The following is a 14726-nucleotide window of genomic DNA, read 5'->3' on the forward strand; positions in this document are numbered from 1 at the left end:
AATTTCTGCTAACCTTTTCATATAGTAAATACATCGACAATAAGCATCCTCAATGATATAGATGCTTTGAAACGTGAGTTTTTGTTATTTTAACTATAATATTTTATCTATTTATTCATTCTAATAATATACTAGATAAAGTGAATCTTCATCAGGGGGGGTCTTTTATCCCCCACTGATTATTAGAATGAACAGAATCAGGCATTTGACTAGCAGTTGGATCCTCCACTATTCTCCTAGGTTTCACCTCCTGGCATGAGAGAGGTCTTACTGCCAATTACTTGCGGGATAAATATAAAGGTAAGCACTAGAATGAAAACTTTAATCAAAACTTCAACTGCGACAAATTATTTCAATTAAAAAATTTTATATAATCTTAACGTACGACAAAATTCGCTACGTCCATTTTACCAGGATTGAAGAGCATCTCTTAAAAAATGGATATTGACAGGAGAAGCAAAGGGAGAAAGCACTCCCTTTACACATAAGGGGTGCTTTTTAAACTTTGCTTAACGCTAATTTTTTATAAAAACATTTAGCACGCTTCATTTTCCCAAATCATTAAAGTACTTTTAGTAATAATTTTTTCATGAGTGGGGAAAAATGCTCTGGAAATTCTGCAACATTCGGCACAAGTACCTGTTTCCTGCCATAGATATTTTTCATAAATTGCTCCTCTGTCTCGTCTACCTCTCCATTTGCAAGGAATATTCCGATCACCTCGATGCCTTGTTTACGCGCTTCGATCACGGCTAAATTCGTATCAATAATCCCATTTTGAGTATAATTAGCAGCAGCCGGCTCTCCATCGGAAAATATAAGTAAAAATCTATGCTTTTCTCGTCTTATAGCAAGCTTCTCCGTGGCTACACGAATACTAAAGCCATCCCGATTATCCTCTTGGGGTTCAAGTTGCATAATTTTCGGTCCATGTTGCTCATAGAATGAATCCGAAAAGGAATGAATCACGTGAAAATAGTTTGGTTGATAATGCTCTTTTACTTCCATCGCATCTTCCCAAAAGCCAACGATAGAGTGAGGAATATGAAAAGCTTTTAACACTTCATGAAATAATACGATCCCGCGTTTTGTTTCATCCATTTTTCCCTGCATGGACGCAGAACAGTCAACAAGCAGGGTGAAAACTGCATCCAATTCTTTAGACGTTTGATTTTTTTTATAAAAAATCCGTGGTTTTTCATCTAAGACAACCGGCAAAAGCTTTCTGGATAAACGGCCGGCCATAACATCTTTTCTTGGTGCATTTTGCTTATGTTCGATCGTCTTTTTCAATACGGTTGCGAGCTTTCGCTTATACGGCTCAATATCTTTCTCATACTCATTATACAAAGCTATGTCTTTTTCTGTTGGTGGTTCAGACAGCTTTATTAATTTAACTGCATCTTTGTTTTCTTCTCCATACAGATTCTCGCTCCGCCGTCCTTTTTTATTTTCCTGTTTATCCAATGCTTCCAAATCCGAATAATCTTTGTTTTTTGTTTGCCCTGATGCGCCCTGAATGGTTCCCATTGCTTGATCACCATCTTCAGTTTCCCTGGCATCCTTTCCTTTCATATTTGTTTTTGTTCCAACCTCTAATTCAAACTGCAAAAAGGTTTGCTTACGATCACTATTTTCATTTTCCCGATGCCATGTCGAAAACGTTTCGTCAATATATTCATTTTTATCTTCATCTAATCGTTCTTTGTCATCATTTGCTAATTCATCCGTTCGAGTCAGCTCATCAAATAATGTATTTTTCGTAAACATCTCGACATGTTGAATCGGCAGCACAAAATAATCATGAATCATGTCCGTATAATTAGCTGCTAATTGTTGAACAATAGCCAATGAAGTTCGCGTAATATCGTACGTGCTTTTTGCTTCAAATACTTCATAAATGAACGACCGGATTTGTTTTAGTTGTTCAAGCTGTGCGGAAAGAGCTCTTGGAAAGTCCGGTTCTGGGCGGTCAGATTGTAAATTTAAATAAATAAGGCAAAATAACTCATCTAACGGAAGCCCTCGTGTCACATGAGCCATTCGCTCGTTGGAAAATTTATGCTGATAATAGCTTTTTCTTTTAGCAAATAGTTCTTTCGTTCCGGGACGTTCTTGTTTAATGATCTCCTCAAGCCGAATATCTTCGAATAAGGTAAATAATTGCCCAGCAAATTTAGGTAAAGAGGATTCTTGTATCGTCTCTACAAAGTCCTGTATTGCTTTTACATCTGTACAATAAAGGGAACCAATCGTTCGTAAATAAACATCTGTCTTTAATCCCGCTTCTTGGTATTCCGGCTTTACCGTGTCCCATGCTTTACTCGCTGTCACTTGTCTTTCCACTAAGTCCATATACGTACCAAAACTATATGCAAACGTAAGCTCGGGAATCCCAGATAACACCGTAGCTAAGTCCTGCAATTGACGGAATAAATTCGTATCGACAGTAGAATGGTGGAATCGGTACATTCGCTATACTCCTAACTAAAATAGTGTTTCTGCCAAGTTCATAATGAACGCTCGCTCGCGATCTTCATCTAGTTTATCTGCAATCGCTCGTTGAATGGCACGCCTTGCAGGGATGGCTGCACTTAAATCGCAGGCATCCAATAAAGCACGAATCGAAGCTGCATCCTCTGCAAGCTTTCCTTGAGCCACCGCCTGAATTAAATCATTGGATAATTTTACAAATAGATCAATTATCGTTTCATCCGTTAACTTTGTGTTACTCTTGATCAGTTGCTTTAGCTGTTCACCTTGGATATAAGGGATTTCAATGACGATAAAACGGTTTTTTAATGCTTCATTTAAAGGGACTGTTCCTACATAGCCCTCATTAATCGCGGCAATCACATTAAACCCTTGATTTGCCGTAACAATCTCATTCGTAAAGGGATTCGTAATCGAGCGCCTATAATCAAGCACTCCATTTATGATTGGCAGTGTTTCCGGTTTTGCCATATTAATTTCATCAATATATAAGAAAGTTCCATGCTGCATTGCATTAATAACAGGGCCGGGAATAAATTCAATCACTTGCTTTCCTTCTTCGTAGTTAAGTGTTTTAAAACCGAGTAAACTTTCTGCATCTATATCAACAGATGAGTTGACGCTAAACATTGGCTGTTGAAACAGGGCAGAAAGCGTTTCAGCAAACTTTGTTTTTCCAGATCCAGTAGGTCCCTTTAACAGTATATTTTTCCCCATACTAAGAGCTGTGATTGCATCTATTAAAACCTCCTGATTTGGCGGTAAATAGCCGCCCGGGCGGATTAACTCAGGATAAGTGTCAATATTTCGTTTATAATGCTGCAATTGTTCTTTCATGTTCTCCGGTAAGTCATAATTCATTTGCATACATATAATACTCCTTTCAGAGATTATTGTACCCTGTTTAGTCCAATTACAAAAGCTAGCTGTTTACTCTACGAACACGAGGGTTTCTGCAAAAATAAAAGAGCGTAAACTAATAAAAATGTTTACGCTCTCAAAAACATTGCTTTAAATAAACAAAATAATTGCTATTCGAATAAACAGAATCGATATAGAACTAATAAATAATCGTTTTTGACGGTACACATCAAATAATAGACCATAAAACGCATCCACCATCAAAATGAAAATAAATAATACAGGATATGAAACGACAATGGTTCCTAATTTGTTAATTGTCTCATTAATCTCAACACTTAGCTTGTCAGACAAATAGTGTCCGCTACTTTAACAAGCTGCTTCCCAATGTTCTCACCTGTAAACAGACCAATAAATGCATCTGGAATCGAGCTAAATCCCTCCCGAATTGTCTCTTCAAATTTCAAATCACCGCTGGCAATTGCTTTCCCTAATTCTTCATACGCTTCTTTAAAGTTGTCCGCGTAGTCACTCACTATAAAACCTTGCATCTTTGCTCTTGATTTGATCAAGTATTGTTGAACCCGTAAGCCAACATCATATTCTCCCTCTTCTAAATTATAGGAAGATATAGCTCCACATACAGGCACACGCGCGAATGTGTTCAATAATGGCCATACGGCATCTGAAATTTCTCCGCCCACATTTTCATAATAAACATCAATTCCGTTTGGACATGCTTCCTTCAATTGTTGGTGCACATTAACTAATTTATATTCAATGGCGTGGTCAAAACCTAATGTATTTGTAATATAATGCGCTTTCTCCTTTGAACCAACAATCCCAACAACACGAGCGCCAGCTTTCTTAGCAAGCTGTCCTGCCACTTGGCCAACTGCACCGGCAGCTCCTGAAACAACTACAGTTTCACCTTGTTTTGGCATTCCAATGTACATCATGCCAAAATAAGCAGTTAATCCTGGCATTCCTAAGGGACCAAGGGCGACGCTGGGACGTAAGCCAAATGTATTTACTTTCCGTACCTGATTTGCCTCAACAACATGATACTCCTGAAAGTTTAGCATACCCGTAACGATATCACCAACGGAAAAATTCTCGCTATTCGATTCCACCACCTGAGAGACAATACCGCCGTTTAATGGCTTACCGACTTGAAACGGTTTAATATACGAAGGTCTATCCGCCATTCTTCCCCGCATATAAGGATCCACGGAAACGTATAGCGTTTTTAACAATAATTGATTTGTCTCGGGACTTCCAACCTCTACTTCTTTAAACGCAAACGTATCTGCATTTGGTAACCCATTGGGGCGCTCATGTAAAATAAGTTGCTGTTGCTTCATCATTAACCTCCTCCAAATCCTTCAAATTTTGATTATACCTTTTATCTGTTTACCCCTTTTTAGCTAGGCCAACACTAAAAAGTATCATTCTTTCAATAAAATGTATTGTAAAATACTTTTAAAAAGGGTGTTCAAAAAGCCAAATGAAAATAACGCATGAATTTCTTCATAGTTTGTTTCTCCAGAAATCACGTACTTAAAAAGTATACATCCATTGGCCGAAACTATGTTTCCTTAAAACTTCACGTACAGGGCGTTTTGTAGTACAATAGCCCCTATTTTATGCCAAGTATTTAACCCTCTTTGAACTACATCTACACTTTTGTACCATGTAGGAGGTATAAAACACGAACGTTTCCATCGCGCTTGCCCCCTTTGAATACACTTTCACTATTATTATATGAAGTATAACTTTCATTCACGGGGTCATTATCTCCCACAAATCCAGAATTGTATAATTTTCCAGACGGGTACAAAAGTGCTAGCAATTCATTCAATGATTTCCTGAACAATTAGAAAAATCGTTTGGAGCAAGACTTTGGTGGACCTATCTCTAGTTGGCTTATACTCTATACATTAAAATTTTCACTATGTCTTAATAACTTCTCTAAAATAGTATACTTTCCTAATGTATCATTAAGACTCCTTGCTGAAATTTTTCAACAAGGAGTCTTCTCTTTCCATCTAAATGCCTGGCTGTAATTTACTTTGTATACAAGGCCATTTATCAACCCAAAAAAATAAACTTGAATTCAACTCGTGTAAGTTCTTTAAAATCTACCAAGCATGCTAAGATAGCAATTTATACAGCGTACACTATTTTTGTCCATATGTTCTTAATTGGCCATACGTATCGAATTTTTCAATCACTTTTTCAAGATCATCTTCTGACAGTAATACCGGGTTCCCTATATTTCGTGCTCGATAGTACAGTTTTGCAATAAATTCAATGTCTTTTGCCACTGAAAAGGAAGAGGCTAAGTCTTCCCCAACTGCAATAACACCATGATTCCCTAAAAGTAATCCTTTATCATTTCCAATACAATTAAACACTTCTTCAGCTAACTCATAAGTACCAAACGTTTTATATTCGCAACAGCGAATTTTGTTACCGACTGACCCTATAATATAGTGAAGAGGCAAGATTTCTTCATGCAAACAAGCAAATACTGTAGCATATTCAGAATGAGTATGCACCACAGAGTTAACATGATCCGTATTTTGATAAAAAATCCGATGCATGTCATACTCACTTGAAGGCTTACGATTACCCTCTAATATTTCTCCATCTAAATTTAATAGAACAATATCTTTTTCTGTTATTTCTGGGTAAGGAATACCACTTGGTGTAATCAACATCACTTGATCTTCTCTAATAAAGATACTGATATTACCACCAGTTCCTGTCGTTAGTTTTTCTTCTAATAGTTTTTTTCCGTATTCTACAATCTGCTTTCGCTCTTCTACATATTTCATTCATTATCACTCATTCTATATATTTTTTACACTTGATTACACATTGTAATTTAGTGCAACCTGTGTCAACCATCCTTTCCAAATGATTAATATAGGAAAAGGCTTAACTTATGTTTTAATAAATTTAATAAAAACGCGCCTGTTCCTCTGAAAAATAAGCATCTAAATCATAAGGGGAGTACACGCCTCGATCTGTCACAATTCCGCTAATTCGAGATGGCCCCGTGATGTCAAAAGATGGGTAAATAGCTTGCACACCTGCTAAAGTATTAGGAATTCCTCGATATTCTAAAACTTGTTTAGGATCACGTTCTTCAATTATAATATCTTCTTTTGAATATTTATCAGCATCAGGAATACCAGTCACATAATAAGGGACTTCATAATGCTGGCCTACTATTGCAATTTGGTTCGTTCCAATTTTGTTGGCAATATGACCGTCTCTTGCAATGGAATCAGCTGCTGAAGTAAACACATCAATTTTTTTGTATTCCATCGCATAAGCTACCATATTATCGGTAATAACAGTGGTTGGAAAACCCAGGTCAATTGCACAGCTAGAAGTTAATCTTGCACCTTGAAGATACGGCCGAGTTTCTGCGCAATATATTTCCAAATTCTTGTTTTCAGCTTTCGCAGCTCGTAAAAAAGTACCTATAATGGTTTCTCCAAAACATTGTGTTAAAATGCGACCATGATCGGGCATTAATTTAATCAAATGTTTTCCCACTCTATCCATAATTGTGTAGCGTCGATTTAAGGATTCAACCGTGGATAAGAAGATTGCCTCAACAGGGTTAACTCCTTTTGCAAGTGCTGATCTTCCGACTTCTAGACAACGTTGCGTAATTTTTCCCATTCGGTTTGCAGTCGTCGGTCGAGCATAGGCAATGACGTGAGCCGCTTTTTCTAGAAAAGCTATTTGTTCTGCCTCTTTTTTCCCTCGAGTTTGATATGCTGCTAAAGCCATTCCCATACCAGCTGCTGTATACGGTCCTGCGCTTTGCGTAACCATATCGGTTATTGCTTGCGCGACTTCTTGATAGGTTGTACACTCGACAAAACGTACCTCAGTCGGATATATCCGCCGATCTAATATTCTTACTTTGCCATTGTCATACCAAGCCACATTTTCATAAGTTAATAAAAAAGGTAAATCATAGTCTGCTCGTTGCATCGATTCTTCCTCCTAAACTACTTTTAACTAATTATCATGTTAAAACGACGAACTAATTCCGTTCCTGTTGTTATCTCAGCACGCTGAATAATTAATTCTATACCCATTTTAAGCAAGGCTCGTTCCATTTCAATTCGTTCTTTTCCTAGAGGTGCTTCTGATACCTCTTTAACTTTTGAATCACCAATTACACGACGAATCATTTCTGTTCCAGCATAACCCAATGAATCGGACATCACATGATCAAGATAGGCCTTTTTAAATTGATGGTTCGTATACAATGGCAACGTAACTCGCTCATCGTAAGTATCAGCTAGTTTACGACTCACTCCATCATAAATATCACGAATCGTATGTTGTAACCATTCTCGAAAATTTACATTTCCATTGTAATAATGAGCACGTGCTAATGGGAAAAATAAATTACCGATGACATTTCCGATGTCGTATCCCATTGGCCCGTAGAAAGCAAACTCAGGATCAATAACTTTTGTTCCATCTTGGTTAATAAAGATAGATCCAGAGTGTAGGTCACCATGAATCAATGCTTGTGCGTTATTCATAAAATTATTACGTAAGTTTGCAACATGATAAATCAATTTATCGTTTTGGTAAATATGTTCTTCAACAAATGATTTGTTTTCATCCAAAATAACATTTTGATCCTTGTAATTATAATATGGTTCAGTGAAGACAAGATCCTCACTAATATCGCACATATCCACATTGGTGAAATTCTTAACTAACTCTTTCTTCTCATGACGTTCCCAACATAAGTCTGTTGTTGGCAATAGCGTGTTAGCTAAAAAAGTACTAATATCCTCTGCAAAATTCGGAAAGATATGTTCATTCATCAACTCAAAGCGTAAGTTCTTATAAGCTGAAATATCTTCCATTGTTAATGCACACATTGTTTCATTATAATCGTAGACTTCAGGAATAAATTCCGGCATTAAATCATACTGAATTTTCAATATATCTGCTTCAATTTTATTTCGTGAAATATCGAGTGGGCGTCCGGAAGATCGAAGCAAAACATCTGCTTGTTTTACTACTACACTTTTCCCGGATTTCATATCTACTACTTTAAAAACATAATTGATATTGCCATCTCCAATTTCACTCACAGTCAGATCTGCGTTATTGGTAAATAAGCCAAGCTCATCGATTACGTATTCTTTTATATCTTCAGGAGACATCAAAAAATGGTTTGTAAATTTAGACATTGTACTTTCCTCCTATTATACATTCCCTGATTTCATGACTACAGATAAGAAGTCTCCCTTTTTCATCATGTGAGGACTTTAACTCAACGATAAAGAGGGGGATAAACTTTGTTTTTAGTCAACATACATTCCTTAGACGTGTAATTTGAACGATCATATGTTACTGTTATTTATATAAGTTGCTCTTTGACAACTGAATATATAAGGTTGCATGGAGAAAACAACATGTTAACCTTCCATGCGTAAAATATTCAAGGTACGAAAGAATTTTAGACTTCGGGCATCAAAGCAGAAACTCCCGAAGTAACACTTATAAAGACGAAGGATTGTTTTCGTCATAGATATGAGAAACTCCCATTTAAATCTTAGGCCTAATGGTGAGTAATCTCCCTTCCTTAGCTTACTTTTGTATCCTTACCTTTTGGAAAACCGATGGCGATAGAAATTAAACCGACAACAATCATTAAAATAGAATACCAGTTATACGGCATAATACTTACAGGTGAGACCCCTGCCATCCCTCCAATTACCAGCAATTGGCCTGCATAGGGTAATAAACCATTGAATGCAGAGGAGAATACATCTAATAAACTTGCTGTACGAGAACGTGAAATACCAAATTCGTCAGAAATATCTTTTGCTAATGGTCCTGCTGCAATAATTGAAATTGTGTTATTCGTAGTCGAAATATCCATTAAACTAACAAGGGCCGCAATGGATAGCTCTCCACCACGAGCAGTTTTTGTTTTCTTGGTAAGTGCGTGTAAAAGCCAATCTATACCACCTAAATACTTCATTAGCGCAACGAGACCACCTACTAGAATCGCAATTATTGCCATGTCTTCCATACCTTTCATTCCCTCATGAGCGATTTTCATAAATTCAATAATGGTAAAATCTCCGTGGACTAAACCAATAATCATACCTGAAAAAATCCCCATGACCATTACCGTAATTACTTCAATACCAACTAATGATAGAACAATAACCAATACGTATGGGATGATATTTATTAAACTATAGTCATAAGAACCGGAAATCGCCACTGTATCAATTGGCACGAGTGTTAACAAGACCAGATTAATCACAACTGCTGGTAGAACCATTAAGATATTCGCTTTAAATTTATCCTTCATTGAAATTTCTTGCGTACGAGTAGCTGCAATAGTTGTATCTGAAATAAAAGATAAGTTATCACCAAACATCGCTGCTCCAACAACAATTCCACATACTAGCGCTATATTTGCTCCAGTTTTGTCAGCTATATCTATTGCTAATGGTGCCAATGCTGCTACAGTCCCCATTGATGTTCCCATAGCAAAGCTTAATATACACCCAATAATAAACAGTCCTGGCAAAATTAAATTTGATGGTAAAACACTCAAACCTAGGTTTGTCACCGAATCAACTGCATTCATTCCACTGGCAACCCCATGAAATGCTCCAGCTAGAATAAAAATAATAACCATTAGAATTAAAGTGTGATCACCGCCACCTTTACAAAACATCATAATCCGTTCTTCAAACTTGAGTGGATTATCTTTATTTTTCATCATCAAAGCAATTCCCGAAGCAATCAGAATTCCAATCATTAATGGCATATTTTCAAAATTACCTGAAACTAACCCTGTCAGCATATACAAAACTAAAAAGATTATAAGTGGGACAAGCCCCATAAACTGACCTTTATTCGGAGTTTTTGTTTTTTCTTTGTTTTTCTGCATTTACAGTTCTCCTTTTTATTAGATAATTCGTAAAACATGTCCATCCCCAAAATTAACAAAAATATACTCCTTTCTATATAAATTTGTTTTATGAAACTTCATGTATACGTTCCCAACGATTTAATCATAAATTGGGGAACACGAAAAGTCAATACATTTCACAGAAGTTCAAAACTAATATTTTTGTAATTTTGGTTTATATTGGTTATTTATTTGGAATAAGTATATATTTTGTTTACTTTTTCTTTATTCTGTGGTAAGGTTACAATTAATAAATCGAAAGGAAAGGTTCTTTTGATGAAATATGATAGATTACAAGAAATTTTAAGACAACTTAATAATACAGGTAGCGTAAAAGTGACGGATTTGAGTAAAAAGTTAAATGTAACAGAAGAAACTATCCGTAAAGATTTAGCAACATTAGAGAAAGAAAAAAAACTAAAGCGAGTACGTGGAGGAGCCTATCTGCCAAATACATTTGATAAAGAAGTCCCTGTTCTACTAAGGGAGACAATGTTTAAAGAAGAAAAACAAATTATGGCTAAAAAATGCTTGAAATTTATTGAAGATGGAGATTCTATCGCTTTAGACAGTTCAACTACAGCAATTTCGATTGCAACTCTATTAAAAATGACTACACTAAAAATTACCGTCATTTCAAATTCTTTGGATATAGCCAACGTCTTAAAGGATCATAAAACCATTAAACTGATTATTATTGGAGGAAACTTTAGGAATGTATCGCACTCTTTTATTGGGGTGAATGCTCAAGCAAATATTTCGAGATACTTAATTGATAAAGCATTCATCAGTAGTTCAGGTATTAGCCTAAATATTGGGCCGACGGATTATAGTGAAGATGAATCGCTTGTTAGAAAACAATTCTTGCTACAATCACAACAAAATTATTTAGTGGTGGATCATACGAAATTTGATTTTAGAACCATTCATTTAATTGATGATTTTTCGCACATTTCAACGGTTATTACAGATAAAAAACCATCTGGTGAATGGATCGATTTCTTTAAAAACAGTAAAATTCAATTAATATATTAACGATTGACTCCTTTATGATATACGTATCCCAACAATCACATATAAATTAAAGGAGCTTATGATGACTATGCTAAATTTTAATTACTGTAATCCAGCAAATATTTATTTTGGAAAAGGTCAAGAAAGTCAGGTAGGAGAACTTATCGATTTAGAGAGTCATTCAAAAAAGGTTTTAGTACTCTATAGCGGTGACTATATCTTTGATTTAGGAATCTACGATACGATTGAAAAAGAGCTAAATAAAAAGAAAATTACCATTTTCAGAAATGGAGAAGTTGTACCTAACCCTGAGATCTCCTTAATCCGTCACTTAGTTTCTCTTGTAAAAGAAAACCAAATTGATTTTATTTTAGCTGTAGGAGGCGGTAGTGTTATTGATACAGCTAAAGCCGTATCCTTTGGTGCACTGTACGAAGAAGACGTATGGGATTTCTTCATCGGTAAAGCTCAAGTAGAAAATGCTTTACCAATTGGCGTTATATCTACTGTTGCATCTTCTGGATCTGAAATGTCAAACGCAACTATCGTCTCCAATGGAGAACATAAATTAGGAGTTGAAACAAATTTAATTATTCCTAAATTTTCCATACTCAATCCGGAATTTACGTTAAAACTGCCTAAATATCATACAGGAGTTGGGGTATCCGATATTTTAACCCACCTGTTAGAGCGCTATTTCACTCGTGTTGAGAACGTTAATTTAACGGACCATCTTCTTGAGGGTGCAATTAAATCACTCTTAATTAGTGGTAATCAATTAATGGCACAGCTTGATAATTATAATTTAAGAGCTGAAGTTATGTGGACAGCAGTGATGGCTCATAACAATAGTTTAGAACTAGGACGTGAGCCAGACTGGGCTTCACATCGAATTGAGCATGAAATTAGTGGACAATATGGTATTACCCACGGTGAAGGAATGGCGATTGTCTTTCCTGCATGGATGCAATATGTAAGTCAATTTCACCCATCTATTTTTGTTAAGTATGGAGTTCGAGTTTTTAATCTTGATCCTTTCACCTATTCGGAGGAAGAAATTATTCAATTAAGCATTGAAAAAACACGTGAATTCTTTACTAACATGGGTATGAAGTCGCACCTATCTGAATTTGAAATCGATGATACTCACTTTATAAAGATGGCTAATCGAGCAACTAAAAATGACACTCAACCAGTTGGTCATCTGAAAAAATTAAGCGCTGAAGATATTGTAAAGGTTTTAAAACTAGCATTATAAATAATAACTGTGATTTGATTTACAAGTTTGACTTAAAACCAACGAACACCTAAAAAACTGATTAAAGAAGTACGCGATAAAGGGAAACTTCATTCAGTGGAGCTTTTCCTTCATCCTCAACGGATAAGTAGAACAAAAGCTAGAAGCGCTCAATTAGCGAGGTACGAACTGGAGATTTTCTGAGATAAATGGAGACTTCATTCAAGGAATATTTTTCTCTGATGTTAGTTAAAATAACCGGGCATTGGAGGTACCGATTCGCTCATAGATTCACAAAAAATTAGCAGTTCAAGTGAGAGAAGTATGGCTAGATGTCCAGTTAAATCAAAGCTTGCTTAACTGATATACCTATAATGGACACAACTTCCTTCACTATGGAGAGGATACTTTTATGGCAGACAATGCCAGAAGCCAAGAAAGACATGATAATGAATTAACATGAAAATCAAAGAACTTTAGCCCAGCTAAGTACTTTATTTGTCCACGCTGGTATGAAAGGTTTTAGTATAGTTATTGATAAACAAACATACTATGACTTATATGAATGAAATCTATTCTTTTTTCTATCAAAAAGAAATCCCTCATACCCATAATCTTACAAAAATGGCAGCTGTCCTTTCAGTGTAAGGCAGCTGCCATTTTAATTTTAAAAAGAATGAGCTTCCATAAATGGTTCATTAACGATTTTAATCTACTTTTAGTTTAACCTCTTTTGTCACTTACTCCAACAGAAATAACTGCTTTAATACATCAACATTTACATCAAAAGTAAACTTACTAAAAAGACTAATCCAATCCGTGCCAGTTAACTGGCCGCTTATTACGATCGTACCTAAAAACAATAATAAAATGATAAAGCTAAACAGATAGCATTCTAATGATTCCTTCCACTCTGGTTTATCTATTTGCTTCATGTTCTTTTCTCCTTCTCATGTTTTTTAACAGTTATTCTTAAACATGAAAGAAAGAGAGATAATTGGAGTGATACTTCATAACATCCACCATCCGACTTGTATCTGTAGCATACCAGGTTGTTTGTAAAGGTGCTTTGACATAATGATAGCGAAGTGGCGATGGTAATCGTATTACAGGAGGAAAATCAGAATCAACCATTTCATTCTGTTGCAAAAGAGTTGCAGAAGTTGATAGCTGTACAGCTTCACTATCATATACCTGCATAACCGAAGTAATCGTTGTCTCTTCATGGTTATCGATTTGTATTTGATTTAGTTTCTGTTGTGCTTGACTAACCAATAGACTAATAAGCACGAGCAATATGAATGAACGAATCAACTTTTTACCCATTTTTCTTCCTCCTACCATCTACTATACCATGTTTTTCTAGACAAAAAAGTAATTATCTCTTCCAATGATGGCAGTAGTCAACATGTGCAAATATGCTGTTTTATGATCTATTGCAAGCTCCAGTAAATTTGTGTTTTATCATCACAATAAAATCTTTCCAAATTACTGGCAGTAACGATGGTCTCCATTATTTTTTACTGGAACAAAGCATAGAATAATGGCTTTCCCAATGAGTAGTAACGAGAAGTTCATGATGATAAGGTAATAAAGTTTCTATCTTCTACCTAGAGCATACTGGCAGTAATTATACTTTAGAGTAAAACCTTTTTCCATTCTTTTGGAATTCTCTAGAATAAATTTTCTTGATGAACAATCATTAGGTTTTTTCTGTATTAGATTTTCATTATCCTCTACCTCTAAAGTATGATAATAAAAGTATTATTATCTTTTTTGCTGAACCATTTTTTCAATTGCAAGTAAAACTCTAATATCGTTATATCTTCTTGAAAAAACAATTCTCCATTAACTTCTAGCTTCAATTCACCATCTATTCGGTAAACATTAGCATAATCTTTCTTTTTCTTTTCAATCATTGATTTATCAGTTGTAAACGTAAAATCCATGGCAAATTGATTAGTTAAGTGACTCATATGCTAAATCCCTTCTATGGCAGGCATCTTATTATCTAAGTAATAGCATATACGAGGATGTTCAAAAAAGATGGTTAGACAATGGGAGATACATTAATAAAATTATTATTTTGTACTTCACAACCATAACATGATACTTTATATGTAAAATTGCAAT

The 14726-nt window shown here is 35.5% G+C and carries 13 protein-coding genes; 2 read left to right on the forward strand and 11 right to left on the reverse strand.

All coding sequences use genetic code 11. The features are described from left to right. Positions 1 to 561 precede the first annotated feature (561 nt). The 8 genes from KQI21_RS13760 to KQI21_RS13795 all read right to left on the reverse strand — a co-directional run bounded on the left by KQI21_RS13760 (position 562) and on the right by KQI21_RS13795 (position 10321). Positions 562 to 2472: a vWA domain-containing protein gene (locus tag KQI21_RS13760; protein ID WP_216484773.1), complete on the reverse strand. Its 1911-nt coding sequence runs from the start codon at positions 2470 to 2472 to the stop codon at positions 562 to 564. A gap of 15 nt (positions 2473 to 2487) precedes the next feature. After that, on the reverse strand, positions 2488 to 3360 hold the full coding sequence (locus KQI21_RS13765; protein WP_216484775.1) for an ATP-binding protein: 873 nt from the start codon (positions 3358 to 3360) through the stop codon (positions 2488 to 2490). Positions 3361 to 3504: 144 nt separating this feature from the next. Continuing rightward, the gene (locus tag KQI21_RS13770) at positions 3505 to 3708 is read right to left on the reverse strand and encodes a hypothetical protein (RefSeq protein WP_216484776.1); all 204 of its coding nucleotides are present in this window, start codon (positions 3706 to 3708) and stop codon (positions 3505 to 3507) included. Beyond that, on the reverse strand, positions 3693 to 4718 hold the full coding sequence (locus KQI21_RS13775; protein ID WP_216484778.1) for an NADP-dependent oxidoreductase: 1026 nt from the start codon (positions 4716 to 4718) through the stop codon (positions 3693 to 3695). The genes KQI21_RS13770 and KQI21_RS13775 overlap by 16 nt, the downstream gene beginning before the upstream one ends. 816 nt (positions 4719 to 5534) lie before the next feature. After that, complete coding sequence (locus KQI21_RS13780) at positions 5535 to 6194, reverse strand: L-fuculose-phosphate aldolase (RefSeq protein ID WP_216484780.1); 660 nt, start codon at positions 6192 to 6194, stop codon at positions 5535 to 5537. A 124-nt stretch (positions 6195 to 6318) separates the two neighbouring features. Further along, positions 6319 to 7371: a s-methyl-5-thioribose-1-phosphate isomerase gene (locus KQI21_RS13785; protein ID WP_216484783.1), complete on the reverse strand. Its 1053-nt coding sequence runs from the start codon at positions 7369 to 7371 to the stop codon at positions 6319 to 6321. Positions 7372 to 7394: 23 nt separating this feature from the next. After that, positions 7395 to 8597, reverse strand: coding sequence for an S-methyl-5-thioribose kinase (mtnK, locus tag KQI21_RS13790; RefSeq protein WP_216484785.1), 1203 nt, complete (start codon positions 8595 to 8597; stop codon positions 7395 to 7397). A gap of 395 nt (positions 8598 to 8992) precedes the next feature. Further along, a complete protein-coding gene (locus KQI21_RS13795; RefSeq protein WP_216484786.1) occupies positions 8993 to 10321 on the reverse strand; it encodes a Na+/H+ antiporter NhaC family protein in 1329 nt (442 codons plus the stop codon). A 297-nt stretch (positions 10322 to 10618) separates the two neighbouring features. On the opposite strand from KQI21_RS13795, the gene KQI21_RS13800 reads away from it, so the two are divergent. Together KQI21_RS13800 and KQI21_RS13805 are read left to right on the forward strand one after the other, a co-directional pair. Continuing rightward, the gene (locus KQI21_RS13800) at positions 10619 to 11377 is read left to right on the forward strand and encodes a DeoR/GlpR family DNA-binding transcription regulator (RefSeq protein WP_253291512.1); all 759 of its coding nucleotides are present in this window, start codon (positions 10619 to 10621) and stop codon (positions 11375 to 11377) included. A gap of 61 nt (positions 11378 to 11438) precedes the next feature. Then, positions 11439 to 12614, forward strand: coding sequence for an iron-containing alcohol dehydrogenase (locus tag KQI21_RS13805; RefSeq protein WP_216484788.1), 1176 nt, complete (start codon positions 11439 to 11441; stop codon positions 12612 to 12614). A gap of 719 nt (positions 12615 to 13333) precedes the next feature. On the opposite strand, the gene KQI21_RS13810 is transcribed toward KQI21_RS13805, so the two are convergent. The 3 genes from KQI21_RS13810 to KQI21_RS13820 form a co-directional block, all read right to left on the reverse strand. After that, positions 13334 to 13528, reverse strand: a complete 195-nt coding sequence (locus KQI21_RS13810; RefSeq protein WP_216484790.1) for a hypothetical protein — start codon at positions 13526 to 13528, stop codon at positions 13334 to 13336. A gap of 37 nt (positions 13529 to 13565) precedes the next feature. Continuing rightward, positions 13566 to 13919, reverse strand: coding sequence for a hypothetical protein (locus KQI21_RS13815; protein WP_216484792.1), 354 nt, complete (start codon positions 13917 to 13919; stop codon positions 13566 to 13568). A gap of 416 nt (positions 13920 to 14335) precedes the next feature. Further along, positions 14336 to 14569, reverse strand: coding sequence for a DUF7878 domain-containing protein (locus KQI21_RS13820; RefSeq protein ID WP_216484793.1), 234 nt, complete (start codon positions 14567 to 14569; stop codon positions 14336 to 14338). Between the last annotated feature and the right edge of the window lie 157 nt (positions 14570 to 14726).

This window comes from Virgibacillus proomii, assembly GCF_018916875.1.
GTDB lineage: Bacteria > Bacillota > Bacilli > Bacillales > Amphibacillaceae > Virgibacillus > Virgibacillus proomii_B.

Excerpts from the sequence above, each read along its gene's own strand:
- mtnK (WP_216484785.1), bottom strand. The coding sequence starts at position 8,597 with ATGTCTAAATTTACAAACCATTTTTTGATGTCTCCTGAAGATATAAAA.
- KQI21_RS13810 (WP_216484790.1), bottom strand. The coding sequence starts at position 13,528 with ATGAAGCAAATAGATAAACCAGAGTGGAAGGAATCATTAGAATGCTAT.
- KQI21_RS13820 (WP_216484793.1), bottom strand. The coding sequence starts at position 14,569 with ATGAGTCACTTAACTAATCAATTTGCCATGGATTTTACGTTTACAACT.
- KQI21_RS13800 (WP_253291512.1), top strand. The coding sequence starts at position 10,619 with ATGAAATATGATAGATTACAAGAAATTTTAAGACAACTTAATAATACA.
- KQI21_RS13765 (WP_216484775.1), bottom strand. The coding sequence starts at position 3,360 with ATGCAAATGAATTATGACTTACCGGAGAACATGAAAGAACAATTGCAG.
- KQI21_RS13760 (WP_216484773.1), bottom strand. The coding sequence starts at position 2,472 with ATGTACCGATTCCACCATTCTACTGTCGATACGAATTTATTCCGTCAA.
- KQI21_RS13805 (WP_216484788.1), top strand. The coding sequence starts at position 11,439 with ATGACTATGCTAAATTTTAATTACTGTAATCCAGCAAATATTTATTTT.
- KQI21_RS13795 (WP_216484786.1), bottom strand. The coding sequence starts at position 10,321 with ATGCAGAAAAACAAAGAAAAAACAAAAACTCCGAATAAAGGTCAGTTT.
- KQI21_RS13775 (WP_216484778.1), bottom strand. The coding sequence starts at position 4,718 with ATGAAGCAACAGCAACTTATTTTACATGAGCGCCCCAATGGGTTACCA.
- KQI21_RS13815 (WP_216484792.1), bottom strand. The coding sequence starts at position 13,919 with ATGGGTAAAAAGTTGATTCGTTCATTCATATTGCTCGTGCTTATTAGT.
- KQI21_RS13780 (WP_216484780.1), bottom strand. The coding sequence starts at position 6,194 with ATGAAATATGTAGAAGAGCGAAAGCAGATTGTAGAATACGGAAAAAAA.
- KQI21_RS13785 (WP_216484783.1), bottom strand. The coding sequence starts at position 7,371 with ATGCAACGAGCAGACTATGATTTACCTTTTTTATTAACTTATGAAAAT.